Genomic DNA, 22,826 nt, shown 5'->3' on the forward strand with positions numbered 1-22,826 from the left:
AACCATGCGCAGCACCTCGATCTTCGCCCTTGCCGCTTCCCTGGCCCTGTTCTCCATTGGCGCTCAAGCCGCCGCCCCGTCCAACTGGCCTGCAGGCGCCCGGGATAGCTTTGTCCAGGACTGCAGCGCCGCCGCCAGCCAGAACGTTGATGCCAAAACCGCCAAAGCCCATTGCGAATGTGGCGCGGATAAAATCAACGCTGAATTGAGCACTGCGGAAATCAAGGAACTGATGACCAACCAGAACGCCAGCGCGGAGCTGAAAAACAAAGCCGTCGCAGCTATTTCGTCCTGCAAGGTCGTGAAGAAAAAGTAAGCGTGGCGAGAAATCAGACCGAAAAAACGGCCTGAAAACCCACTGAAAACTGCTATTTCTCACAATTTACATTGCTTTTACGGCTTTTTTTACTAGCTGATATTTCTCGCTAAAGCCCCGTAAACCGGGGCTTACAGCCATCCAGGGCACTGAAGAAAACGCGTTTGATTGGCAAACAGTGCCTTGGGGGGGCTCCCAAGCCGGACATTTCGACTATGATAGCCCAGTGTGCCCAGTTGGCCTGAGCAGCACAGTACTACTGAAAATATATGTTTCTTGGAGATACACCATGTCTAATCGCCAAACCGGCACCGTTAAATGGTTCAACGATGAAAAAGGCTTCGGCTTCATCACTCCTCAAGGTGGCGGTGACGACCTGTTCGTACACTTCAAAGCTATCGAAAGCGACGGTTTCAAAAGCCTGAAAGAAGGCCAAACCGTTTCCTTCGTGGCTGAGAAAGGCCAAAAGGGTATGCAAGCTGCACAGGTTCGCGCAGAGTAATCTCTACGCCGATCTAAAAAACCCCGTCCATGTGACGGGGTTTTTTATGGGTGACACAAAAGTGTTGTGTTATCAGCCGCAGTTGACGCGGGTGATCACTAGATTGTCATCGGTGTTGAGGTTCAGGCGATCGGAACGGTATTCGAGGGTGATCATGTCGTTGGGCTTGAGAATACGGGCATTCTGCGCACCGGCACGGGTACGGGCCTGCTCCAGCAATTGCGGCGAGGCCTTCTGGCCGATGGCGAACTGCGCAGCCTGCGATTCACAGCGCGTGTGAACAGGCTCAGCCGCGGCCGTGTCTTTGGCCGGCTCGGAGGTACCCGAAGTACTGCAACCCGCGAGGACGGCTGCCGCCAACAAGGTACCGAATGATGCGAGCTTCCAAGGCATGAAGCCTCCTTTGAGAAAAATGGACAGAGATCGTGCGACCGTGATTTGGCCAATTGGTTTCAGAATTGTCACAATTGGCTGTAGGCGAGTCTGCCTGACTCTACGCCATGGCTTGATGAATCAATCGTCACCAGATATGAATAAATCTCAGTAGATGTCGATGTAGTCAAACGGCGGCTTTGGCCAGTTCTGCTTCAGCGCATTGAAAATCTGCATCACCCACACCTCATCACTGGCCGCCACCTTGCCGACATAGCCAGACCCAGCTGCCCAGGTCTCCAGGCGAAACAACAACCCATCAATCTGCATCCCTCCCACCACACAGGAAGAGATATAGGCGATACCGGCCTTGGTAACCCGTAGCTGGGTGTGCTGATCGTCGCTGGCACTGGCAATCATTTGGCGAACAGCCTCCAATGTGAGGCTCTTGGGGTTGGTCAAGTCGATGTGCACGTGGCGTGTCCTGGTAATTAAACAGGGGGCCAGTGTCGCACAGCGTCCCCCTCATGCCTAAGTAGCAGTGCCAAACGCAGCGCAAAATGGTTAACTCTGCAGGCCTGTCCAGCCTTTGCGAGCCGCGAGAACCCGATGACCATCGTTACCATCAATGCCGACATCAAAGCCAAGTGGCCCCAAGGGCAAAGCTCCTACAGCCCGGGCAGCCCGGAAGAGTTGGCGATCATCGGCATCGACCTGCTGGTCAAGGAGCTGGGCACCCAGGCAGCGCAGGCCTTTATCGGCCAGATATTCGAGAAATACCCGGCCGACCATATGGGGGTCGAAGACCCTCTGCGCGAATAGTTACCGGTCGACGAGCGCCGACCGGCAGGCAGCTTACTTCAGGCGCGCAAGGCGCTCGGTGAGCAAGTCGAAAAACCCCTGGGCGTCGCCGTTTTCCACCCAAAACACGTTTTTATCGTGCTTGAGGCCATCGTACCAATCGACGATGGTCTGGCCGAACGTCGGGCCTTCGCGGCTATCGACCACCATGTTGGCCTGGCGTCCGGTGAACAGCTCGGGCTTGAGCAGATAGCCGATCACGGTGGCGTCATGCACCGGGCCACCCGTCATACCGTAGTGCTCCATATCCCCTTTGACGTATTCGTTGAGAATACTGCCCACTATCTTGCTGGCGTTGTTGTTCAAGTCGGCGATCTGCTTCAGGCGCGCTTCGCTGGTGAGGATCTTGTGGGTCACGTCCAGCGGCAGGTAAGTCAGCTTGACGCCACTTTTGAGGACGATTTCAGCAGCCACCGGATCGGCAAACAGGTTGAACTCGGCCACCGGCGTAATGTTGCCGCCGTTGAAGTGCGCGCCGCCCATGACCACCACTTCCTTGATGCCCTGGGTGATTTCCGGTGCCTGGGTCAACGCCAGGGCCAGGTTGGTTTGTGGGCCTAGCATGGCAATGGTGATGCTATGGGGCTTGGCGGTGCTCAGGGTCTTGATCAGGTAGTCGACCGCATTGCCTTCGGCCAGGCCTTTTTTCGGCTCGTGCACGGTGACACCGGAAATACCTTCCTTGCCATGGATATTCTCGGCATAAATCGGCGTGCGCAGCAGCGGCTGTGGCGCGCCGGCATACACCGGAATCTCTTCACGCCCTGCCCACTCACGGGCCAACCGTGCGTTGCGCGAGGTCTTGTCCAGCCGCACGTTGCCGGCCACGGTGGTCAACGCCCGGATATTCAGCTCCTGCGGGGACGCCATCGCAAACAGCAGCGCGACCACATCGTCAGCGCCCGGGTCGGTATCAATGATCAGGTCGATTTTTTCCGCCGCCTGGGCGCTTGCAGCAGTTAGCACGGACAAAAGCAGCACACTCCGAAACAGGTGTCGCAGGGTTGGGGTTCTACGTTGCATGACGCACTCCTTGTCATTGTGGGAAACGCTAGAAAGTCACGCCAGACACCAGCGCGATATTACAGTAGGGCTGGCACTCGCCTGTGCGCACCACCGCGCGCGCCTTGTGGCTGAGCAGCTTGAACGCGTCATGACTCAGCAAGCGACGCTCGCCCAGTTCGCCCTGGTCCAGGGCATTGAGGTCAGCCAGCGCCGGTGGCTGCTTGTGCAAGAGTTCCTCGGCCAGTACGTGGCTTTCCACCTGCATCTCGCTGAGCACCACGCGCAAGGTGCTGATGAAGTCAGGAATACCCTGGGTCAGCGCCAGGTCGATCAACTCCACACCCGGCGGCACTGGCAGGCCGGCATCGCCGATCACCAGGATGTCGCCATGACCAAGGGAGGCGATCAGCCGCGACAGGGCAATATTGAGCAATGGGGTCTTTTTCATGGGCGAACAAAGCCTTGGACGTCATGCAGCGTAGGAATAGAGGGTTGGGCTCCGGCGCGGGTGACCGACAGGGCCGCCGCGACCTGGCCAAACCGGATGGCCTCGGCCTCGCTCTGGCCGCTGGCCAGCGCTGCCGCAAAGCCACCGACAAAGGTGTCGCCTGCCGCCGTGGTATCCACGGCCTGCACTTTGGGCGCCAACAGGTGCTCGAACCCTTGGCCGTCGGCGAACAGCGCCCCCTGCGAACCCAGGGTCACGATGACCTTGCCCGCCCCGGCTTTGAGCAGATGGGTCGCCGCAACCTTGGCGGAGTCCAGGGAATCGACCGGCACCCCGCTCAAGGCCGATGCTTCACTTTCGTTGGGGATCAGGTAGTCAATGCAGGCGTACCAGTCTGCCGGCAGCGGGCCGCTGGCGGGCGCCGGGTTGAGGATCACCGTCTTGCCCAACTCACGGCCACGCTTGAGGGCATACCCCACGGTGTCCATGGGCACTTCGAGCTGGCAGACAATCACCTCGGCCGCCTGCAGCACGGCGTCGAACGCCAACAGCGACGCGGGGGTCAGTTGGCCGTTGCTGCCGGCCACAATCACAATCGCATTCTGACTGCTGTCATCCACCACAATCAGCGCGACACCACTGGAACCCGGCACCTCACTGACGGCCTGACAGTCGATCCCTTCCACCAGCAATGCATCGCGCAATTGAGCGCCGTAGGCATCGCTGCCTATGCAGCCGATCATCGCAACCTCAGCCCCCAGGCGCGCCGCAGCGACCGCCTGATTGGCGCCCTTGCCGCCCGGAACGGTGGCAAACGACTGGCCAACCAGGGTCTCACCGCCGCGAGGCAGCCGGCTGGCCCGGGTCACCAGGTCCATGTTCAAACTGCCTACTACCACTACTGTTGCTGGCATACGTCAATACTCATCAATTCGTTCAGCGGTTTGAGGCAAACACAGCAGCCAACGGCGCCGTTGACTCACGCAAGACAATGCTCGGCGTGACAATGCGCTGGTCAACCGGCAATTGCGGTGTCGCAATCCGTCGCAGTAACAACTCCGCCGCCGTTTCCCCCAATTGCAGGATCGACTGACCCACAGTGGTCAACGCGGGGTACACATAGCGGCTCATTTGAATGTCATCAAAACCAATCACCGACAGCTCGGCGGGTACCCGCAGGTTGCGCTCGGCGGCCGCCCGCAATACGCCAAAACCGATCATGTCGTTGCCGGCAAATATCGCGCTGGGCGGGTTGTCTGCCAGCAACTGCACCGCCGCCCCATAGCCACCGGTGCTGGTGAAATCGCTTTCCAGCACGCGACTGGCGGGCACCGCGATCCCGGCCTCCTGCAACGCACGCTGGTAGCCGGCCAGGCGCATCTGCGCCACACGGGTATGGGCGGGCCCGCCAATACAGGCGATATCCCGGTGCCCCAGCGCCACTAAATGCCGGGTCGCCAGGTAGGCGCCCTGCTCGTGGTCAATGCGCACCAGGTCCACATCCACGCCTTCCAGGCCCCGGTCGACAATGACCATGGGCGTGCGCACGCCTTTCAAGCCAGCGGCCAGGCCATCGTCATCACCACCGACCGAGGTGACGATCAAGCCGTCGACACGCTTCTCCAGCAACACCCGCAAATAGTTGCGCTGTTTCTCGGCGTTATCGTCGGAATTGCACAGGATCACGCAGTAGCCATTGCGCTCGCAGTAATCCTCGATGCCCCTGGCCAGCTCCGCGAAATACGGGTTGAGGCTGTTGGGCACCAGCAGGCCGATGGTCGCCGTGGTCTTGGCCTTCAGCGAACGGGCGACCGCGCTGGGCACATAGTCCAACTGCTTGATCGCGGCTTCGACCTTGAGTCGCACGGGCTCGCTGACCGGGCGTGTCCTGTTCACCACATGGGACACTGTGGTGTAGGAAATCCCCGCAAGCGCCGCCACATCCTTGATGGTTGCCATGGCTTAGCCCCGCCGACTGGCGCGTTGACTGCGGTAGGTGTCGAGCACCACGGCAATCACGATAACGGCGCCGGTAATGATGCGTTTGGTCGGCTCGGTCGCACCGATCTGCGCCAGACCGGCCGCCAATACAGAAATAATCAGCACCCCAAAGAATGTACTGATCACCGAGCCACGCCCGCCCATCAGGCTGGTGCCGCCGATCACCACTGCGGCAATCACCTGCAGCTCCAGGCCTGAGCCAGCGTTCGGGTCGGCCGCTTCCAGGCGCGAAATCTGGAACAGCGCCGCCACCCCAGCCAGCAGCCCCATCAGGCTGAACACCAGGATTTTGTAGGGTTTTGGATTGATACCCGCCAGGCGCACCGCCTCTTCATTGGTGCCGATGCCGATCAGGTAGCGACCAAACACGGTACGCGTCAGTACCGCGTGGGCCACGATAATCACCAGCAACGCAATGATGAACGACGGCGAGATACCAAAGGCCACCGGGTTGGACAGCCAGGCAAAGGAGTCACCGATATAGGCAGTGCGCGACCCGGTCATCTGGTAGGCCGCACCACGGGCCATTTCCAGCACCCCCAGGGACACAATGAACGACGGAATCCGCCAGGCCACGGTGATCGAGCCGGTGATGGTGCCGGCCAGTGCCGCGCAGCCCATGCCGAGCAAGGCTGCGGGTATCACGCTCCAGCCCCAGCCGAGGATCGCCACGCTGACCGCAGACGCGGCCAGGGCCAATACCGAGCCCACCGACAGGTCAATGCCGCCGATGATCAGGATGAACGTCATGCCCACCGCCAATACCATCAGGTCGGGAATCTGGTTGGCAATGGTGCTGAAGGTGCCATAGGACCAAAAGTGGCTGCTCAGCGCCGAGAACAGCGCAATCATCGCCAGCAATGCACCAGCCAGACCCAGATAGGTGCCCAGGCCGTAGAAATTACCGCCGGCTTTGGCGGTTGGAGTTGCTGTTTTCATGGGTTTGTCCTGGGCGCGGCTTCGTTGAGCAACGCATCACGTTTCTGATAGCCGGCAAATGCGGCAGCAAGCAATTCATCCTGGGTCCAGCTGGCACGCTCGAAGGTCTCGATCAAGCGCCCGGCAGACAGCACACCGATGCGGTCACAGATCAGCATCAGCTCCCGCAGGTCGCTGGACACCACCACCAGCGCCTTGCCCTGACGAGTCAAGTCACCCAGCAGCGCATAGATATCAAACTTGGCACCCACGTCGATGCCACGGGTGGGTTCATCAAACAGCATCACTGCGCAATCACGCTCCAGCCAGCGGCCGATCACCACTTTCTGCTGATTGCCGCCCGACAACTCAGACACCAATTGCGCCGGGCTGGAGCTGCGGATACGCATGGCGTCAATCTGCCGCTTGGCCAGGGCCGTTTCGTCGCGCCCATTGACCAGGCCGGCGCTGGACACCTTGGCCATATTGCCCAGGGCCGTGTTGGCGCTGATGGACTGGCTCAACAACAGGCCCTCGCCCTTGCGATCCTCGGTAATCAAGGCAATGCCATGGCCTACTGCATCCACCGGCGAACGAATGCTCACCACCCGGGCCGGCGAGCCGAGGGCTACCGTGCCACTGTCGGCCAGGTCGGCACCAAAGATCAGGCGCAGCAACTCCGTACGGCCGGCGCCGATCAAACCCGAGATGCCGTAGATTTCACCGGCTCGCACTTCAAAGGACACGTCGCGAACCTTGTCCGCTCGGGTCAGGCCCTTGACCGTCAATGCCGGCGCGCCGATGGTGCGCGGACCTAGGTCGATGTGCTCACCCAGCTCACGACCGACCATCAACGTGACCAGTTGTTCGCTGTTGTAATTGGCCATCGGTTCGACACACACCAACTGGCCGTCACGCAGCACTGCAATGCGTTGGGCTACCCGTGCCAGCTCTTCCAGTCGATGGGAAATATAGATAATTGCCACGCCCCGGGCCTGCAGGCGGGTAATTTGCTGGAACAGCATCTCGACTTCACGGGCGGTGAGCATCGCCGTCGGTTCGTCGAGGATCAGCACATGGCAATCGCCGATCAGGTTGCGGGCGATCTCGACCATCTGCTGATGGCCAATGCCCAGGCTGCCGACCAGGGTGTCCGGGTCAATGGCATCCAGGCCCACGTGTGCCATGGCCTCAATCGCGGCCTGGCGCAACTGCTTGCGGCTGATCCAGCCACCGCGGTTGGGCAGGTTATCGAGGAACAGGTTTTCGGCCACGGTCAGGGTCGGCAGCAGGTTGAGCTCCTGCATCACCATGCGGATCCCCTGCTTTTCCGCCTGGGTCCGGCTGGCGGGGGTGTATGCCTGACCATTGAACTGCATCTGGCCAGTGGTTGGCGTGACCAGACCGCCGATGATCTTCGACAGGGTGCTTTTGCCCGCGCCATTCTCACCCGTTAACGCCAGCACCTCGCCGCGATTAAGCGTCAGGGTGATGTCGGACAGGACGGGCTGGGCATAGGTCTTACCGATACCACTGACCGAGAGGACAGGGGTCGGTGCGGAAGATGACATAAGAAAATCTCCAGGCGCCCGCTCCATGTGAGCGGGCGCTGTAGTGCGCGGCCAGGGGTTATTGCTTGAGGACGAGCTCTACCGGCGTTTCGATCACGCCGTCCACGGACTCGACTTTTTCGCCCTTGACCAGCTTCAGCGCATTCTGGATACCAAATACGGCTTGCTGGGCAGCCGCCTGGTCGGCGGTGGCCAGGACGCGACCGTCGTTGAGCATTGGCTTGATCGCAGCGATGTTGTCGTAGCCAACCACTTGGACCTTGCCCGCCATGCCCGCTGCGCGCACCGCTGAAACGGCGCCCAGGGCCATGTTGTCGTTACCGGCCAGCAGCGCCTTGAGGTCCGGGTATTCGCTCAACATGGCCGCCGCCACCTTGTTGCCCTGGTCGATTTCCCAGTTACCGGACTGCACGGACACAATCTTCATACCGGCCGCACCCATGGCGTCCTTGAACCCGGCGGTGCGTTGCTGGGCATTGGTGGTGGTCGGGACGCCTTCGATAATGCCGACTTTATCGCCACTCGCCAGCTGTTTGGCCAGGTACTCGCCGACCAGGCGCGAACCCTTGCGGTTATCCGGGCCTACAAAGGGAACCTCGAGGTTTTTGCTTTTCAACACTTCAGGGTCCAGGCGGTTATCAATGTTGACCACCTTGATCCCGGCATCGGAGGCTTTCTTCAGCACGTTGACCAACGCCTTGGAGTCGGCGGGTGCGATGACGATCGCGTTGACTTTGGCGAGGATCATCTGGTTGACGATATCAATCTGCGCCGAGGTATCGGTTTCGTTCTTGATCCCGTTGGTGATCATGTCGAAATCGGCGGCATGGGCTTTCTGATAGTCCTTGGCACCGTCTTGCATGGTGACGAAAAACTCATTGGCCAGGGATTTCATCACCAGGCCGACCTTGGGTTTGGCGGCGGTGTCATCAGCGAATGCAGAGGAGAGAGGCAGGGCAGCGGATGCGGCAGCCAGCACGGCGGCAGCAAGCAAACGTCCAGCGAATGGAAGCTTCATGGGTTCACTCCGATCTTATGATTATTGTGAGCAACGCCTGCACCTTCACTTCACTCACCGAGTGCCATGAAACACCTCGCAAACGTTTGCGCTAAACAAACTATGCGAAGGCTGCCGAATTTTGTCAACGAAAGAAAAGTGCTTTTTCTTCGTTGGCTCTACCTCCTGCCCTACAGCTCGACCAGCTCCTGGCTAAACATCCGGGCGGGGTGATCGTTCTCTAAAAACGACAGATCGGCAGGAACACCTCAGAAGGATGCTGCTGATTTTCCCAGGGTGATTTTCGGACAACCGAACACCACAGCCTCCTGCGTTCGGATATTCGGACACGAGCTGAAGCCAAGAGATCACGCAACATCAAAAAATATGATTTAAATCAACAAGTTAAAATCAAATCCCAAACAAAATCCCGCTGGTACAAATCCTGCTCTTAATCAGCACCTTGTGGCGCTCAGCGCAGCCCGGGGTGTTCTGGATGAACCTGCACAAGCACTCATCAAAACTAGAGAGAAAAATAATGAAATCTGCACTCAAGAACTTTGTTCCGGGCGCTTTAGCCCTGCTGCTGCTCTTCCCCGTGGCCGCCCAGGCCAAGGAAGTTGAATCCAAGACCAAACTGTCCAACGTAGTCGTGCTGGCCACTGGCGGCACCATTGCCGGCGCTGGCGCCAGCGCGGCCAATAGCGCCACCTACCAGGCGGCCAAGGTGGGTATCGAACAACTGATCGCCGGCATTCCGGAGCTCAGCCAGATCGCCAACGTGCGCGGCGAGCAAGTGATGCAAATTGCTTCCGAGAGCATCACCAACGAAAACCTGCTGCAACTGGGTCGTCGTGTCGCAGAACTTGCCGACAGCAAAGACGTGGACGGCATCGTGATCACCCACGGCACCGACACCCTCGAAGAAACCGCCTACTTCCTCAACCTGGTGGAAAAAACCGACAAGCCAATCGTGGTCGTGGGCTCCATGCGTCCAGGCACTGCCATGTCGGCCGACGGCATGCTCAACCTGTACAACGCCGTGGCTGTTGCCGGTAGCAAAGACGCACGCGGCAAAGGCGTCCTGGTGACCATGAACGACGAGATCCAATCGGGTCGCGATGTCAGCAAGATGATCAACATCAAGACCGAGGCCTTCAAAAGCGCCTGGGGCCCACTGGGCATGGTCGTAGAGGGCAAATCCTACTGGTTCCGCCAGCCGGCCAAGCGTCACACCATGAACTCGGAGTTCGATATCAAGAACATCAAGAGCCTGCCCGACGTTGAAATTGCCTACGGTTATGGCAACGTCAGCGACACCGCCTACAAAGCCCTGGCCCAGGCTGGCGCCAAAGCCATCATCCATGCCGGCACCGGCAATGGCTCGGTACCGGCCAAGGTAGTACCTGCCCTGCAGGAACTGCGCAAGGAAGGCGTGCAAATCATTCGTTCTTCCCACGTCAATGCCGGCGGTTTCGTTCTGCGCAATGCCGAGCAGCCTGACGACAAATACGACTGGGTTGTGGCCCATGACCTGAACCCGCAGAAAGCCCGCATCCTGGCCATGGTCGCCCTGACCAAGACCCAGGACAGCAAGGAACTGCAGCGGATGTTCTGGGAATACTAAGTTACTGACACACCGCTAACACCCTTGTAGGCGCCGACAGGGACAACAGGTCGTTGTCGGCTCCTGCAAAAAATCCTCGCTGTACACCAATCCGCGTAAACCGTTGTCACACGGACTTCTTGAATTTTAAGCAGTTGCGAATTTACTCACAGTTAAATACTGTATGTTCGTACAGCTAATTAAGGACTCCTCCGTGGCCAAGCCCTCCTCTGCAGCACCGACACCGCCCGACGCCTATCAACGCCTGGCGATCCGTGTGCAAAAAATCATCAATTCCACCAACGCCCAAAAAAACAAGGCCGCGTTGATTTTCCGTTTGCCGGAGGAACCCGAGGACGAGTGGGCACGACTACTGGAGGAAATCGCAGAAAACGACAACGTCACCCTCGCTTATCGCGATGATGGCGGCGTGCAGATTTTCTGGGTCGTACCGAAGGAAGATTGAGTCAATGAGTGTCCGTTTTATCGCCCTGTTCTGTGTTTTTTTTGCTACTGCCGCCCACGCCCAAGCCCCACGTACCTTCAGTGAAGCCAAGAAAATCGCCTGGAAACTCTACGCCCCGCAATCCACTGAGTTCTATTGCGGCTGCAAGTACACGGGTAACCGGGTCGACCTGAAAGCCTGCGGCTACGTTCCGCGTAAAAACGCCAACCGGGCGGCGCGCATCGAGTGGGAGCACATTGTCCCGGCCTGGCAGATCGGCCATCAACGCCAGTGCTGGCAAGACGGCGGACGCAAGAACTGCACGCGCACCGACACCGTCTTCAAACGCGCTGAAGCTGACCTGCACAACCTGGTACCGAGCATCGGCGAGGTCAATGGCGATCGCAACAACTTCAGTTTTGGCTGGTTGCCGGTGCAGAGCGGGCAATATGGTTCATGCCTGACCCAGGTGGACTTCAAGGCCAAGAAAGTCATGCCCAGGCCATCCATCCGCGGCATGATCGCCCGTACTTATTTCTACATGAGTAAACAATACGGCTTGCGCCTGTCGAAACAGGACCGCCAACTGTATGAAGCCTGGAACCGTACCTATCCCGTGCAGCCCTGGGAGCGCCAGCGCAATCAAACCGTAGCCTGCGTGATGGGGCGTGGTAATGAGTTCGTCGGCCCGGTGAATCTGAAAGCCTGCGGATAAACATGAGCGGGATCCACGGATCCCGCCAACCACCGTATTACGGGCGGGCCTTGTGCTCGATCACCAGCGACTCGGCGTCGGTCTTCTTCTTTTTCACCAGTCTTTCCTGCAACTGGACCTGGCGAGCCTCAGCCTCAGCCTTGCTGGCGAACGGCCCCAGCAGCACCAGATCCTTGCCGTCTTCCTTGGCCAGATAGAATGTGAAGCCGTTTTCCAGCAACCAGGCGGTCAGGTCGGTCAGCGCCTGTAATTTATTGTCGGGCGAGCGCACCAGGATATCCCACTGCACAGCGGCAACCGCAGGAGCCTGGGCCTTGGCGGCTTCAGCCTTGTCTCGGGGGGTGTCGAGATTGGGCCCGTCACCGCATCCGGCCAACGCCAATACCACAATTGCCATCGCTACTTTACGCACTGCCCTGCCCCTTTAAGGTTCAAAGAGGCAACTTTATCATTCACTGTCTATTCTGGCCGTCATAAACGTTGGCTTAAACATTGCGAAGGATGTTTCCCAGACCTGTATGATGGCGCCATGGGAATTAATGCCGCCTCCATGCGTCCTAAAAGAGGCAGCCACAGGGAAGCGCTTCACAGTAAGCTACACATAACCGACATCCGCCCTGTTAGAAACATGCGTCCTTCAAAGCAATCAAGGAGAAGTCCATGCTGATACTCACCCGCAAAGTCGGTGAAAGCATAAACATCGGTGATGACATTACGATCACCATTCTGGGCGTTAGCGGCCAGCAAGTAAGAATCGGCATCAATGCTCCCAAGGATGTTGCCGTGCATCGCGAAGAGATTTACCAGCGCATCCAGGCAGGCCTGACTGCACCGGACAAACGCGAAACACCTTGAAGCCTCCCCAGTAGCCAGCCCGCTCGTCCCCTGTAACGGCTGGCGAAAGCCCCCTTGGCCTGTCTACGGTATCCCGTGATCAGCGCAGCTCGCGCCAGGCCCTGCCACCGGTTGTCAGCATGCAGGTTCAGCCACGGAACTTGCTGACCGTATCGCAGACAAACCCCTCCAGGAACGTAACAAAACCTTACAGTGCCTTCGGAGCGCGTTGATGAGGCGATCCCGCAAAGAGCCCTACACCTGCAAATCCTGGATGATCGCCCTACTGATTGCCCTGGGCTTTGTGACAATCGGATACGGCCTCAGGCTGTATATGGAAGGCAGCACCACCGTGCAGGATGCCGATACATGGCCTGATCTGGCGCTGTTTCTCGGTGGTTATCTGTTCTGCTTCTGCCTCAAGCCCATTCAGTCTGCGATCCAGCGAAAACTCAACCGCCGTGCGTTTCGTCACGCTCGTCAGAAATCCCCCTCCTGACGCACCGATTGGATCCTCTACTTGAAATATGAGGAACTATCCGCCCCGGTAGCACCCATACCCTTACACTTCATAAAAAACGTTATCGATATGGACATAGAACATAACGCTAAAAACCTACAGTCCTTGATCGAACAACTTTCAATAGATAAGCCGAAATCTTCCAGCGAACTGCTGGGCAAGCCCGAGGAAATCCTCGCCGGCCTGCGCGAGCTTTACCTGTTGAAACTGATCACGGGCACTGTCATCCATGGACACATTAGGGATCCACTGGGCTACCAATGGATTGGCGCCGAGAACATCCTGCTGACCCGGCGCGGCGCGGCATTCAAGCCGGTGTAGAAGGCCGCAGACGCAACAGGCCGGCCGCGTCACACTGCACGCGCACGCCGTCATAACTGGCAATCGTCGGATGTTCCGTTGCCATCGGCTCACAATGGGCCGATGTCACCACCACGACGTCCGCGCCCGCCGCCTCCCCGGCACGGATCCCCACCGACGCGTCCTCAAACACCAGGCACTCGCCTATTGGCACCCCCAAACGCTTGGCCCCCAGCAGGTAACCGGCCGGATCCGGCTTGCCATTGGTTACATCCTCAGCCGTTACCATGACGGCCGGCGGCACCAGCCCTGCCGCCTGCATACGGCGCAGCGCCAGGGCCTTGGGCGCGGACGTGACCACCGCCCAGCAATGCGCGGGCAAGCTCTGTAGAAACGTCACGGCTCCAGGGATCGCCACCACGCCCTCCACGTCCTCGATTTCTGCCTCGGTAATACCCCGCGCCTCGGCCTGCGCATCTACCCCTGGCAAAGCCTGACGAGTGATGGTGTCGATGGCGCGTACGCCATGGATGGTGGTCAAAAACGCCTCGACGTCCAGGCCATGGCGCTGCGCCCAGGCGGCCCAGACCCGCTCTGCGGCGGCGATGGAGTTAAGGAGAGTGCCGTCCATATCAAACAGGAATGCACGGTAGTGACGATCAAATACGGCCGATTCTTTGGCGGACACTGCAGGGTTTCCTCTTGCATTCGTCGCCCGTTGTCGGGCCCTGATGCAATCTACGGATCGGCCCCGAGCTTGTAAACGAACGATGACGCATCAGCGCATCAGCACACCTGGCCGCCGCTCTCGGCAATATCACGCGGCGTATTCCAGGCCGCCAGGACCGCAATCCTCAGCCCTTCAACCGTTGTCGCCAACGCCATCGAAGGCTGAGGCTCAGCCGCCTGCCCTGGCAGATACGGAACATGAATAAACCCACTGCGCACACCCGATCCAACCAAGGCATGCTGCAAGCGGTAGAACACCTGGTTACATACAAAGGTGCCCGCCGTTTGCGAAACCGAGGCTGCGATTCCGGCCTCGCGCACCGCCCTGACCATGGCCTTGACCGGCAGGGTGCTGAAGTAGGCAGCAGGCCCCTCGGGGGTCACCGCCGTATCCACGGGCTGGGCACCGAGGTTGTCCGGGATCCGTGCATCAATCAGATTGATCGCAACCCGCTCGATGGAAATATCACTGCGCCCAGGCCCCAGCCCCGTGGCAATCACCAGTTGTGGCTGATGCTCGGCCAGCAACTGGTTCAAACAACTGCCGGCAGTGGCGAAGGCACAGGGCAATTGACGGGCGACGATGGTCACGCCTTCTTGCAATTGCACCCCATCCAGCAGGCGCACCGCCTCCCAGGACGGGTTGATCAGGTCTCGATCGAATGGCTCGAACCCCAACAGCAACACAGTTTCCATCTCGACCTCACATCAACAGATAAAGCAGGACGATATTGACCAGCAACATCATCAATGCCGTGGGTATCTGCGCCTTGATCACCGCGTTTTTGTCCGGTAATTCCAGGAGCGCTGCAGGCACAATATTGAAGTTTGCCGCCATCGGGGTCATCAGCGTACCGCAGTAGCCGGAGAACATGCCGATGGCCGCCATCACCGCCGGGTTGCCGCCATAGATCCCCACCAACACCGGCACGCCCACACCACCGGTCATCACCGGGAAGGCGGCAAAACCGTTACCCATGATCACCGTAAACAGCGCCATGCCCAACACATAGACCATCACCGCGACCAGCTTGTAATCCAGGTTGATGTAGGTGGTAGTGACGTGAGCCACGGCCGTGCCAACGCCGGCTTCGTTGAACAACAGACCAAGCATTGCCAGCATCTGCGGCAGCACCATGGCCCAGCCCAGGGCTTCGGTCAGGCGTCGCGATTCACGCAGGGCCTGCACCGGGGTATCGCGGGTCAGCCAGCAGGCCAAGCCCAGGGCAATCAGGCAGCCGAGACCAAGGGACACGAACGTGGTGTTTTTCGGGTCCAGCAGCGGCACGCCGCCAATCTCGGTGTGCTTGAGCAGCACCGAGCCGATCACCGTGGTCAACGGAATGGCCAGGGCCGGAATAAACAGTTTATGACCCAACCGACCAGCACTGGCGCGAGACTCCTTGTCATGCAACTCGACATGGGTACCACGCCCTACCCCGCCGAGCCCGGCGATCAGCGCCATCAGCACCACGCCAACACCCACCACCACAGACGGCAGGTGCTCACCCACCAGGAACGGAATGGCGAACAGTAACCAGAAAAACGCTGTTGACCAACGCTTGGGGTGGGTGCGGTCAGCCAGGATCATGCCTGCAGTAATCAGCAACAAAACGCCGGCAAGCCAGTACAAGTATTGAATGGAAATGATCATTGCGCGGCCTCCGCCTGAGCGTTAACGGGCGCAGTGGCCGTCAGCTCACGCGTCAGCCTTCGGTCAAACCGGTGTAAACGGATGGCGTGCACAATGAACGCACAAATCGCCGTGGGGATGCCCCAGACCGCAATGTGCAGCGGCTCGACATCAATACCAGAGCCCAGCAGGAAGGTGTGCATCAGGGCAATCGCACCAAAGGCCACGAAGATATCTTCACCAAAAAACAACCCCACGTTGTCCGTGGCGGCACACATCGCCAGGACCTTGTGCCGCACCTTGTCCGGCAGCTTGCCGAAACGCTTCTCGGCAGCCCCTTCCGCCATCGGCGCCAGCAACGGGCGCACCATCTGCGGGTGCCCGCCAAGACTGGTCAGGCCCATCGCCGCCGTGGACTCGCGAACAAACAGATAAATGATCAACAGACGCCCGACGGTGGCCCGCTCGAAACGTGCAATCCAGTTCTGTGCGTGCAGACGCAAGCCATGGCGCTCCAGCAGGCCGATAACGGCCAGGGGCAGCAGCAGGATCAATTGCAAGGCGCGAGTCTGCAGGAAGCCATCGCCCATGGTGGCGAGGATTTTTTCCAGGGGGAAATGCGCGGCAAACCCGGTGGCAATCGCCGCCGCCGTCACCACCAGTAATGGATTGAAGCGCAACACAAAGCCGACCACGATGACGAGCACGCCAATCAGCGGCCAAAGGTTCACAACAGTTTGCATGGCGTTGAGTCCTTGATTGCGTGCTACGACGCCTGCATCGCTGATAAGCGATAACGGGCAGCCCGACGCGGATTTTTATTATTGACCGAGTAGGTCGAGGGTCACTGGCGGGCATCTTTGCTGCTTGGGGCGGAGGGTGTCCAACAAGAAAAATTGTTGCTGCAAATCAATAAAGTTTGTGAGGGGATGTAAGCCAACCAGGGTCACGTCAGGATTTGCGCGCTCAAATCCTGGCGTGGCCTTTTGGGGAAACCTGCTTGATCAGGGCTGCCAAGCCTTGGAGTTGGCTGCGGCCTTGAATTGGGCGCTGTGTTTAGGGGTGGCCGGGGGCCCGAAGTAGCCGAAAATACTGTACGAGCAATAGAGGCTCCCGAAGGAAGACACTCAAGGCGCGACGAAAAGAAAATCAGAGTACCTGGAGACGGGTACGGAACTGGCGTTTTGAGTGAGGGCTTTGCAAATCGCAACAAAAAAGGGCCCACCTTTCGGTGAGCCCTTCTAGACCGCCCAGCAGAGCGGATTTTGTTTGGTAGGCGCGATTGGACTCGAACCAACGACCCCCACCATGTCAAGGTGGTGCTCTAACCAACTGAGCTACGTGCCTGCTGTGAGGCGGCATTCTACGGAATTCCCGAGGGGTGTCAACACCTTTTTTGCAGCTAAGCCTATGAATATGCGAATTTTTTATTTTTTATCAGCAGCGCTGCTTTTTCGAGTGGCTGGCAGGGCATTTTCAACTCAGGTAGGATCGGCGCACTCGTAAAAAATATAAAACAGAGGTTCCAGTATGGCGAACACCCCCTATCCCCAGTCGTATTACGCCGCGTCCGCCAATGCGGCTCCTCCGCGGCCAGTGCTGCAAGGTGAGGTTGAAACCGATGTGTGCGTGATCGGTGCTGGCTATACCGGGTTGTCGAGCGCGCTGTTTCTGCTGGAGAACGGCTTTCGCGTAACGGTACTGGAAGCCGCCAAAGTGGGTTTCGGTGCGTCCGGGCGCAATGGTGGCCAGATCGTCAACAGCTATAGCCGTGATATCGACGTGATCGAACGCAGCGTCGGCCCCCAGCAGGCGCAACTGTTGGGACAAATGGCGTTCGAGGGCGGCAGGATCATCCGTGAGCGGGTTGCCAAGTACCAGATCCAGTGCGACTTGAAGGACGGCGGTGTATTCGCCGCGCTCAATAGCAAGCACATGGGCCACCTGGAGTCGCAGAAGCGCTTGTGGGAACGCTATGGCCATACCCAGCTGGAGCTGCTCGACGAGCGGCGCATCCGCGAGGTGGTGGCCTGCGAGAACTACGTGGGCGGCCTGCTGGACATGAGTGGCGGGCATATCCATCCGCTCAACCTGGCATTGGGTGAAGCGGCGGCAGTGGAGTCCCTGGGCGGCACCATCTACGAACAGTCCGCCGCCGTGCGTATCGAACGTGGCGCCAACCCTGTCGTCCACACGGCGCAAGGCAAGGTGAAGGCTAAATTCATCATCGTCGCCGGCAACGCCTACCTGGGCAACCTGGTGCCCGAGTTGGCGGCCAAGTCGATGCCTTGCGGCACCCAAGTGATTACCACGGCGCCACTGGGTGATGAACTGGCCAACCGCCTGCTCCCCCAGGATTTCTGCGTCGAAGATTGCAACTACCTGCTCGACTACTACCGACTGACCAGCGACAAGCGCCTGATCTTCGGCGGTGGCGTGGTGTATGGCGCACGGGATCCAGCGAACATCGAAGCGATCATCCGGCCGAAGATGCTCAAGGCTTTTCCGCAATTGAAGGATGTAAAAATCGACTACGCCTGGACCGGCAACTTCCTACTGACCCTTTCGCGCCTGCCCCAGGTCGGTCGCATCGGCGACAACATCTACTACTCCCAAGGCTGTAGCGGCCATGGCGTGACGTACACCCACCTGGCAGGCAAGGTACTGGCTGAAGCCCTCAGAGGCCAGGCAGAGCGTTTTGATGCGTTTGCCGACCTGCCGCACTACCCGTTCCCGGGCGGCCAACTGTTGCGCACGCCATTTGCGGCACTGGGCGCGTGGTACTACGGGCTGCGGGACAAGCTGGGTTTCTGATCAACACCCTGCAGGAGCCGGCGTGCTGGCTCCTACAGGTCGAATCATCAAATCGCAGACACAAAAAACCCCGGTCTTTCGACCAGGGTCTTTGCTATCGATCCAATCAAGCATAACGCTTTTCTTGGCGCTCTCAGGGTGTTCAGTGGACCCTGGAACAGATATGGCGCAGCGGACGGGACTCGAACCCGCGACCCCCGGCGTGACAGGCCGGTATTCTAACCGACTGAACTACCGCTGCGTATCGCTCAGACTGCTGAAGTGTCACCTTCAACCGCCTTCAAACATCTGACTGAGCAGCCTTGGCTGTTCAATCTCAAATCCGAAACATCGGACCTGGAGAATATGGCGCAGCGGACGGGACTCGAACCCGCGACCCCCGGCGTGACAGGCCGGTATTCTAACCGACTGAACTACCGCTGCGCGTCGGTGCAACCTTTAACGTTGCGTCTTGCCCGAAGGCAAAACTCTCAAGAAGTGGTGGGTGATGACGGGATCGAACCGCCGACCCTCTGCTTGTAAGGCAGATGCTCTCCCAGCTGAGCTAATCACCCTTTGCTTCGTTGAGGCCGCGAAATTTACGCAGATGGCGGACCTAAGTCAAGAGCCTGCTTGAAGTTTTTCTGAAAAAGACAAAATAACGTCAAGTGCAGGACCCGCCCTACTCGCTGTAAATCATCTTCTTGCTCATCCCACCGTCCACCACGAACTCTTGCCCAGTGACGAACCCGGCGCTGCGCGACAGCAGCCACGCCACCATGGCTGCCACGTCCTCAACCGTGCCTACCCGGCCCACAGGATGCTGCGCATGATCGGCGTCACTCAACGGCTCTGCACGGCGCGCCGCGGGATCACGGGCGTCGATCCAGCCCGGGCTGACAGCGTTGACCCGCACCTCCGGCCCCAGGCTGATAGCCAGCGCGTGAGTCAGGGCCAACAGGCCGCCCTTGCTCGCCGCGTAAGCCTCGGTATCCGCTTCCGACTGCCGCGCCCGGGTCGAGGCGAGGTTTACGATCGAACCACCATGGGCACGCAGATAGGGCGCACAGTGCTTGGCCAGCAGCATCGGCCCACTGAGGTTCACCGCCAGCACCCGATTCCAGTAAGCCAGGTCCAGGCTATCCAATGTGATATTGCGCGGATCGGCCACAGCGGCATTACACACCAGGGCATCCAGGCGCCCGAACTGACCCAGCACTTCGGCCACCCCAAGGGCCACCTGCTGCTCATCGGCCACGTCCATGGTGATAAACCAGGCGTTGTCACCCAGCACCCTGGACACCTTGGCGCCCCGCTCGCGGTCCAGGTCAGCCAACACCACCTGCCAGCCTTCGCTGACCAGCCAGGCCGCGATCCCCAGGCCGATACCGCGTGCCGCACCCGTCACCAACGCGACCCGGCCATTACTGACGCCAGCCGCCTCCAGGGACCACTCGATCACAAGGCAGCCAGCCCGCGAGCCAGGTCGGCCTGCAAGTCAGTCACATCTTCCAGGCCAACGGCAACACGGATCAGGCTGTCGCGGATACCCGCGGCTTCACGCTCCTGCGGTGCCAGGCGACCATGGGAAGTGGTGCTTGGATGGGTAATGGTGGTTTTGCTATCACCCAGGTTGGCGGTGATGGAGATCAGGCGTGTCGCGTCGATAAAGCGCCACGCGCCCTCTTTGCCGCCCTTGACCTCGAAACTGACCACGGCCCCGAAGCCACGCTGCTGACGCTGAGCCAGCTCGTGTTGCGGGTGGCTCTTCAAGCCGGCGTAGTGGACTTTCTCGATGCCGTCCTGCTGCTCCAGCCACTCGGCCAGGGCCTGGGCATTGGCGCAATGGGCCTTCATCCGCAGGCTGAGGGTTTCCAGGCCCTTGAGGAAAATCCACGCATTGAACGGGCTCAGGGTCGGGCCAGCGGTGCGCAAGAAGCCCACCACTTCCTTCATCTGCTCGCCGCGGCCGGCCACCACGCCGCCCATGCAACGACCCTGGCCGTCGATGAACTTGGTGGCCGAATGCACCACGATATCTGCGCCGAGCTTCAGTGGCTGCTGCAGGGCCGGCGTGCAGAAGCAGTTATCCACTACCAGCATCGCGCCCTTGGCGTGGGCCACTTCGGCGAGAGCGGCGATGTCCACCAGCTCTGCCAGCGGGTTGGACGGCGACTCGACAAACAGCAATTTGGTATTGGCCTTGATGGCCGCATTCCAGCCAGAAAGGTCCGCCAGCGGCACGTAGTCGACTTCAATGCCAAAGCGCTTGAAGTACTTTTCGAACAAGCTGATGGTCGAACCAAACACACTGCGCGACACCAATACGTGATCACCGGCGCTGCACAGGCTCATCACCACGGCGAGGATCGCCGCCATGCCGGTAGCTGTGGCGACCGCCTGCTCTGCCCCTTCCAGCGCCGCGATGCGCTCTTCGAAGGCGCGCACCGTCGGGTTGGTATAGCGGGAGTAAACGTTACCCGGCACTTCGCCAGCAAAGCGCGCCGCCGCGTCCGCCGCGGTGCGGAACACGTAGCTGGAGGTGAAGAACATCGGGTCACCGTGCTCACCTTCCGGCGTGCGGTGCTGGCCGGCGCGCACAGCCAGGGTATCGAAAGCCACACCATCGAGGTCGCTGTCCAACCGACCGGCATCCCATTCCTGACTCATGCTGCCACTCCTTCACTCAAATTCTTTATTTAACATACAAAACCGGCCCCTCAGGGCCGGTAGTTACTCAGTTGTTGTACAGATCGATGATCGCGCTGACCGCCTGGGTCTTGATCTTCGATGAGTCGTTACGCGCCTGCTCAATCTTGTTCAGGTACGCCTCGTCGACATCACCTGTCACGTACTTGCCATCGAAGACCGCGCAATCGAACTGCTCGATCTTGATCTTGCCGCCGCCAACCGCTTCGATCAGGTCAGGAAGGTCCTGGTAAATCAGCCAATCGGCACCGATCAGGTCGGCTACATCCTGGGTCGAACGATTGTGCGCAATCAGTTCGTGGGCGCTCGGCATGTCGATACCGTACACGTTCGGGTACCGCACGGCAGGCGCAGCAGAACAGAAGTACACGTTCTTCGCCCCGGCTTCGCGAGCCATCTGGATGATCTGCTTGCACGTGGTGCCACGCACAATGGAGTCATCCACCAGCATCACGTTCTTGCCGCGGAATTCCAGCTCGATGGCATTGAGCTTCTGGCGTACCGACTTCTTGCGAGCCGCCTGGCCCGGCATGATGAAGGTGCGGCCGATGTAGCGGTTCTTGACGAAACCTTCGCGGAACTTGACGCCCAGGCGGGTAGCCAGCTCCAGCGCGGCGGTGCGACTGGTGTCCGGGATCGGGATCACCACGTCGATGTCATGCTCAGGGCGTTCGCGCAGGATCTTCTCGGCGAGCTTCTCACCCATGCGCAGACGCGCCTTGTACACCGAAACACCATCAATGATCGAATCCGGACGCGCCAGGTAGACGTGTTCGAAGATGCATGGGGTGAGTTTCGGGTTGATCGCGCACTGACGGGTATGCAGCTTGCCGTCTTCGGTGATGTACACCGCTTCGCCCGGCGCCAGGTCGCGCACCAGGGTGAAGCCCAGTACATCCAGGGATACGCTTTCGGAGGCGATCATGTACTCGACGCCTTCGTCGGTGTGACGCTGGCCGAACACGATAGGACGAATGCCGTGCGGGTCGCGGAAACCGACAATACCGTAGCCGGTGATCATTGCCACGACCGCGTAGCCGCCTACGCAGCGGTTATGCACGTCAGTCACGGCAGCGAACACATCTTCTTCGGTCGGCTGCAACTTGCCGCGCTGGGCCAGTTCGTGGGCGAACACGTTGAGCAGCACTTCCGAGTCGGAGTTGGTGTTGACATGGCGCAGGTCAGATTCGTAAATCTCCTTGGCCAGTTGCTCAACGTTGGTCAGGTTGCCGTTGTGCGCCAAGGTAATGCCGTACGGCGAGTTGACGTAAAACGGTTGAGCTTCGGCCGAAGTCGAGCTACCGGCAGTCGGATAACGCACATGGCCAATGCCCATATGCCCGACCAGGCGCTGCATGTGACGCTGATGGAACACATCACGTACCAGGCCATTGTCCTTGCGCAGGAATAACCGGCCGTCATGGCTGGTCACAATACCGGCAGCGTCCTGGCCGCGGTGCTGGAGGACGGTTAGCGCGTCATACAGCGCCTGATTGACGTTCGACTTACCGACGATACCGACGATGCCACACATGCGACGCAACCCCTACT

Annotated in this window: 27 protein-coding genes and 4 tRNA genes; 10 read left to right on the plus strand and 21 right to left on the minus strand. The window is 59.4% G+C overall.

Going from position 1 to position 22,826, the window contains the following annotated elements:
• Positions 1-4: 4 nt before the first annotated feature.
• A complete protein-coding gene (locus JFT44_RS14840) occupies positions 5-316 on the plus strand; it encodes a hypothetical protein (protein ID WP_029294244.1) in 312 nt (103 codons plus the stop codon).
• Positions 317-605: 289 nt separating this feature from the next.
• A complete protein-coding gene (locus JFT44_RS14845; RefSeq protein ID WP_007905882.1) occupies positions 606-818 on the plus strand; it encodes a cold-shock protein in 213 nt (70 codons plus the stop codon).
• A gap of 72 nt (positions 819-890) precedes the next feature.
• On the opposite strand, the gene JFT44_RS14850 is transcribed toward JFT44_RS14845, so the two are convergent.
• Both JFT44_RS14850 and JFT44_RS14855 read right to left on the minus strand, forming a co-directional pair.
• Positions 891-1,211 (minus strand): I78 family peptidase inhibitor, encoded by a 321-nt coding sequence (locus tag JFT44_RS14850; RefSeq protein ID WP_057438633.1) that lies wholly within the window; start codon positions 1,209-1,211, stop codon positions 891-893.
• A 147-nt stretch (positions 1,212-1,358) separates the two neighbouring features.
• Positions 1,359-1,664 (minus strand): hypothetical protein, encoded by a 306-nt coding sequence (locus JFT44_RS14855; RefSeq protein ID WP_057438632.1) that lies wholly within the window; start codon positions 1,662-1,664, stop codon positions 1,359-1,361.
• Positions 1,665-1,799: 135 nt separating this feature from the next.
• Here JFT44_RS14855 and JFT44_RS14860 point away from each other — a divergent pair, with 135 nt between their 5' ends.
• Positions 1,800-2,012, plus strand: coding sequence for a hypothetical protein (locus JFT44_RS14860; RefSeq protein WP_029294233.1), 213 nt, complete (start codon positions 1,800-1,802; stop codon positions 2,010-2,012).
• Between the two features lie 33 nt (positions 2,013-2,045).
• On the opposite strand, the gene JFT44_RS14865 is transcribed toward JFT44_RS14860, so the two are convergent.
• Genes JFT44_RS14865 through JFT44_RS14895 form a run of 7 tightly spaced genes read right to left on the minus strand, consistent with a single transcriptional unit; the run spans position 2,046 to position 9,012 of the window.
• Positions 2,046-3,074, minus strand: coding sequence for a nucleoside hydrolase (locus JFT44_RS14865; RefSeq protein ID WP_057438631.1), 1,029 nt, complete (start codon positions 3,072-3,074; stop codon positions 2,046-2,048).
• 28 nt (positions 3,075-3,102) lie between these two features.
• Positions 3,103-3,504 (minus strand): D-ribose pyranase, encoded by a 402-nt coding sequence (rbsD, locus tag JFT44_RS14870; protein ID WP_057438630.1) that lies wholly within the window; start codon positions 3,502-3,504, stop codon positions 3,103-3,105.
• The gene (gene rbsK / locus JFT44_RS14875; RefSeq protein WP_057960166.1) at positions 3,501-4,418 is read right to left on the minus strand and encodes a ribokinase; all 918 of its coding nucleotides are present in this window, start codon (positions 4,416-4,418) and stop codon (positions 3,501-3,503) included. The genes rbsD and rbsK overlap by 4 nt, the downstream gene beginning before the upstream one ends.
• Before the next feature lie 22 nt (positions 4,419-4,440).
• A complete protein-coding gene (locus tag JFT44_RS14880; protein ID WP_057960167.1) occupies positions 4,441-5,463 on the minus strand; it encodes a LacI family DNA-binding transcriptional regulator in 1,023 nt (340 codons plus the stop codon).
• 3 nt (positions 5,464-5,466) lie between these two features.
• A complete protein-coding gene (locus JFT44_RS14885; protein WP_057960168.1) occupies positions 5,467-6,444 on the minus strand; it encodes an ABC transporter permease in 978 nt (325 codons plus the stop codon).
• Positions 6,441-7,994: a sugar ABC transporter ATP-binding protein gene (locus JFT44_RS14890; protein WP_128592921.1), complete on the minus strand. Its 1,554-nt coding sequence runs from the start codon at positions 7,992-7,994 to the stop codon at positions 6,441-6,443. Before JFT44_RS14890 ends, JFT44_RS14885 begins: the two co-directional genes overlap by 4 nt.
• 58 nt (positions 7,995-8,052) lie before the next feature.
• Positions 8,053-9,012, minus strand: coding sequence for a sugar ABC transporter substrate-binding protein (locus JFT44_RS14895; RefSeq protein ID WP_057438626.1), 960 nt, complete (start codon positions 9,010-9,012; stop codon positions 8,053-8,055).
• 517 nt (positions 9,013-9,529) lie between these two features.
• Here JFT44_RS14895 and JFT44_RS14900 point away from each other — a divergent pair.
• The 3 genes from JFT44_RS14900 to JFT44_RS14910 all read left to right on the plus strand — a co-directional run bounded on the left by JFT44_RS14900 (position 9,530) and on the right by JFT44_RS14910 (position 11,757).
• On the plus strand, positions 9,530-10,618 hold the full coding sequence (locus JFT44_RS14900) for an asparaginase (RefSeq protein ID WP_057438625.1): 1,089 nt from the start codon (positions 9,530-9,532) through the stop codon (positions 10,616-10,618).
• Positions 10,619-10,811: 193 nt separating this feature from the next.
• Positions 10,812-11,063, plus strand: a complete 252-nt coding sequence (locus JFT44_RS14905) for a DUF1654 domain-containing protein (RefSeq protein ID WP_057438624.1) — start codon at positions 10,812-10,814, stop codon at positions 11,061-11,063.
• A 4-nt stretch (positions 11,064-11,067) separates the two neighbouring features.
• Positions 11,068-11,757 carry an endonuclease gene (locus tag JFT44_RS14910; protein WP_057438623.1) on the plus strand — a complete coding sequence of 230 codons (690 nt, stop codon included), beginning with the start codon at positions 11,068-11,070 and terminating at the stop codon, positions 11,755-11,757.
• Between the two features lie 37 nt (positions 11,758-11,794).
• On the opposite strand, the gene JFT44_RS14915 is transcribed toward JFT44_RS14910, so the two are convergent.
• Positions 11,795-12,169 carry an SPOR domain-containing protein gene (locus JFT44_RS14915; RefSeq protein WP_115128626.1) on the minus strand — a complete coding sequence of 125 codons (375 nt, stop codon included), beginning with the start codon at positions 12,167-12,169 and terminating at the stop codon, positions 11,795-11,797.
• A 248-nt stretch (positions 12,170-12,417) separates the two neighbouring features.
• Here JFT44_RS14915 and csrA point away from each other — a divergent pair, with 248 nt between their 5' ends.
• The 3 genes from csrA to JFT44_RS14930 all read left to right on the plus strand — a co-directional run bounded on the left by csrA (position 12,418) and on the right by JFT44_RS14930 (position 13,432).
• Positions 12,418-12,612 carry a carbon storage regulator CsrA gene (csrA, locus tag JFT44_RS14920; RefSeq protein WP_007920550.1) on the plus strand — a complete coding sequence of 65 codons (195 nt, stop codon included), beginning with the start codon at positions 12,418-12,420 and terminating at the stop codon, positions 12,610-12,612.
• A gap of 211 nt (positions 12,613-12,823) precedes the next feature.
• Entirely contained in the window at positions 12,824-13,090 is a 267-nt protein-coding gene (locus JFT44_RS14925; RefSeq protein WP_198830858.1) for a hypothetical protein, read from the plus strand.
• Positions 13,091-13,180: 90 nt separating this feature from the next.
• Positions 13,181-13,432 carry a hypothetical protein gene (locus JFT44_RS14930; protein WP_147283346.1) on the plus strand — a complete coding sequence of 84 codons (252 nt, stop codon included), beginning with the start codon at positions 13,181-13,183 and terminating at the stop codon, positions 13,430-13,432.
• Here the strand turns inward: JFT44_RS14930 and JFT44_RS14935 are convergent.
• From JFT44_RS14935 to JFT44_RS14955, 5 genes are all read right to left on the minus strand, one after another.
• On the minus strand, positions 13,419-14,099 hold the full coding sequence (locus JFT44_RS14935) for an HAD family hydrolase (protein ID WP_198830859.1): 681 nt from the start codon (positions 14,097-14,099) through the stop codon (positions 13,419-13,421). The two genes, JFT44_RS14930 and JFT44_RS14935, sit on opposite strands and share 14 nt — an antisense overlap.
• A 98-nt stretch (positions 14,100-14,197) precedes the next feature.
• Entirely contained in the window at positions 14,198-14,836 is a 639-nt protein-coding gene (gene pcp, locus JFT44_RS14940) for a pyroglutamyl-peptidase I (RefSeq protein ID WP_057438619.1), read from the minus strand.
• Positions 14,837-14,843: 7 nt separating this feature from the next.
• Positions 14,844-15,794 (minus strand): DUF979 domain-containing protein, encoded by a 951-nt coding sequence (locus JFT44_RS14945; RefSeq protein WP_057438618.1) that lies wholly within the window; start codon positions 15,792-15,794, stop codon positions 14,844-14,846.
• Positions 15,791-16,516, minus strand: a complete 726-nt coding sequence (locus tag JFT44_RS14950; protein ID WP_057960174.1) for a DUF969 domain-containing protein — start codon at positions 16,514-16,516, stop codon at positions 15,791-15,793. The genes JFT44_RS14945 and JFT44_RS14950 overlap by 4 nt, the downstream gene beginning before the upstream one ends.
• Positions 16,517-17,043: 527 nt before the next feature.
• Positions 17,044-17,120 (minus strand) — tRNA-Val (locus tag JFT44_RS14955).
• 183 nt (positions 17,121-17,303) lie between these two features.
• Here JFT44_RS14955 and JFT44_RS14960 point away from each other — a divergent pair.
• Positions 17,304-18,587, plus strand: a complete 1,284-nt coding sequence (locus JFT44_RS14960) for an FAD-binding oxidoreductase (protein ID WP_057438616.1) — start codon at positions 17,304-17,306, stop codon at positions 18,585-18,587.
• 164 nt (positions 18,588-18,751) lie between these two features.
• Here the strand turns inward: JFT44_RS14960 and JFT44_RS14965 are convergent.
• The 6 genes from JFT44_RS14965 to purF all read right to left on the minus strand — a co-directional run bounded on the left by JFT44_RS14965 (position 18,752) and on the right by purF (position 22,809).
• Positions 18,752-18,828 (minus strand) — tRNA-Asp (locus tag JFT44_RS14965).
• Between the two features lie 105 nt (positions 18,829-18,933).
• Positions 18,934-19,010: transfer RNA gene (locus JFT44_RS14970), tRNA-Asp, on the minus strand.
• 55 nt (positions 19,011-19,065) lie between these two features.
• Positions 19,066-19,141: transfer RNA gene (locus JFT44_RS14975), tRNA-Val, on the minus strand.
• Between the two features lie 107 nt (positions 19,142-19,248).
• Entirely contained in the window at positions 19,249-20,013 is a 765-nt protein-coding gene (locus JFT44_RS14980; protein WP_198830891.1) for an SDR family oxidoreductase, read from the minus strand.
• 11 nt (positions 20,014-20,024) lie between these two features.
• Entirely contained in the window at positions 20,025-21,236 is a 1,212-nt protein-coding gene (locus JFT44_RS14985) for an O-succinylhomoserine sulfhydrylase (RefSeq protein WP_057438615.1), read from the minus strand.
• A gap of 67 nt (positions 21,237-21,303) precedes the next feature.
• Positions 21,304-22,809, minus strand: a complete 1,506-nt coding sequence (gene purF / locus JFT44_RS14990) for an amidophosphoribosyltransferase (RefSeq protein ID WP_057438614.1) — start codon at positions 22,807-22,809, stop codon at positions 21,304-21,306.
• Positions 22,810-22,826: the final 17 nt, after the last annotated feature.

Source organism: Pseudomonas sp. MF5691 (assembly GCF_016405645.1).
Lineage (GTDB): Bacteria > Pseudomonadota > Gammaproteobacteria > Pseudomonadales > Pseudomonadaceae > Aquipseudomonas > Aquipseudomonas shahriarae.

What these genes read in the sequence shown, in the direction of transcription:
- JFT44_RS14865 (WP_057438631.1), bottom strand. Translation starts at nt 3,074, where the DNA reads ATGCAACGTAGAACCCCAACCCTGCGACACCTGTTTCGGAGTGTGCTG.
- JFT44_RS14880 (WP_057960167.1), bottom strand. Translation starts at nt 5,463, where the DNA reads ATGGCAACCATCAAGGATGTGGCGGCGCTTGCGGGGATTTCCTACACC.
- JFT44_RS14860 (WP_029294233.1), top strand. Translation starts at nt 1,800, where the DNA reads ATGACCATCGTTACCATCAATGCCGACATCAAAGCCAAGTGGCCCCAA.
- JFT44_RS14945 (WP_057438618.1), bottom strand. Translation starts at nt 15,794, where the DNA reads ATGATCATTTCCATTCAATACTTGTACTGGCTTGCCGGCGTTTTGTTG.
- JFT44_RS14910 (WP_057438623.1), top strand. Translation starts at nt 11,068, where the DNA reads ATGAGTGTCCGTTTTATCGCCCTGTTCTGTGTTTTTTTTGCTACTGCC.
- JFT44_RS14885 (WP_057960168.1), bottom strand. Translation starts at nt 6,444, where the DNA reads ATGAAAACAGCAACTCCAACCGCCAAAGCCGGCGGTAATTTCTACGGC.
- JFT44_RS14985 (WP_057438615.1), bottom strand. Translation starts at nt 21,236, where the DNA reads ATGAGTCAGGAATGGGATGCCGGTCGGTTGGACAGCGACCTCGATGGT.
- rbsD (WP_057438630.1), bottom strand. Translation starts at nt 3,504, where the DNA reads ATGAAAAAGACCCCATTGCTCAATATTGCCCTGTCGCGGCTGATCGCC.
- JFT44_RS14900 (WP_057438625.1), top strand. Translation starts at nt 9,530, where the DNA reads ATGAAATCTGCACTCAAGAACTTTGTTCCGGGCGCTTTAGCCCTGCTG.
- JFT44_RS14930 (WP_147283346.1), top strand. Translation starts at nt 13,181, where the DNA reads ATGGACATAGAACATAACGCTAAAAACCTACAGTCCTTGATCGAACAA.
- JFT44_RS14925 (WP_198830858.1), top strand. Translation starts at nt 12,824, where the DNA reads ATGAGGCGATCCCGCAAAGAGCCCTACACCTGCAAATCCTGGATGATC.
- JFT44_RS14845 (WP_007905882.1), top strand. Translation starts at nt 606, where the DNA reads ATGTCTAATCGCCAAACCGGCACCGTTAAATGGTTCAACGATGAAAAA.
- JFT44_RS14850 (WP_057438633.1), bottom strand. Translation starts at nt 1,211, where the DNA reads ATGCCTTGGAAGCTCGCATCATTCGGTACCTTGTTGGCGGCAGCCGTC.
- pcp (WP_057438619.1), bottom strand. Translation starts at nt 14,836, where the DNA reads ATGGAAACTGTGTTGCTGTTGGGGTTCGAGCCATTCGATCGAGACCTG.
- JFT44_RS14890 (WP_128592921.1), bottom strand. Translation starts at nt 7,994, where the DNA reads ATGTCATCTTCCGCACCGACCCCTGTCCTCTCGGTCAGTGGTATCGGT.
- JFT44_RS14840 (WP_029294244.1), top strand. Translation starts at nt 5, where the DNA reads ATGCGCAGCACCTCGATCTTCGCCCTTGCCGCTTCCCTGGCCCTGTTC.
- rbsK (WP_057960166.1), bottom strand. Translation starts at nt 4,418, where the DNA reads ATGCCAGCAACAGTAGTGGTAGTAGGCAGTTTGAACATGGACCTGGTG.
- JFT44_RS14960 (WP_057438616.1), top strand. Translation starts at nt 17,304, where the DNA reads ATGGCGAACACCCCCTATCCCCAGTCGTATTACGCCGCGTCCGCCAAT.
- JFT44_RS14950 (WP_057960174.1), bottom strand. Translation starts at nt 16,516, where the DNA reads ATGCAAACTGTTGTGAACCTTTGGCCGCTGATTGGCGTGCTCGTCATC.
- csrA (WP_007920550.1), top strand. Translation starts at nt 12,418, where the DNA reads ATGCTGATACTCACCCGCAAAGTCGGTGAAAGCATAAACATCGGTGAT.
- JFT44_RS14895 (WP_057438626.1), bottom strand. Translation starts at nt 9,012, where the DNA reads ATGAAGCTTCCATTCGCTGGACGTTTGCTTGCTGCCGCCGTGCTGGCT.
- purF (WP_057438614.1), bottom strand. Translation starts at nt 22,809, where the DNA reads ATGTGTGGCATCGTCGGTATCGTCGGTAAGTCGAACGTCAATCAGGCG.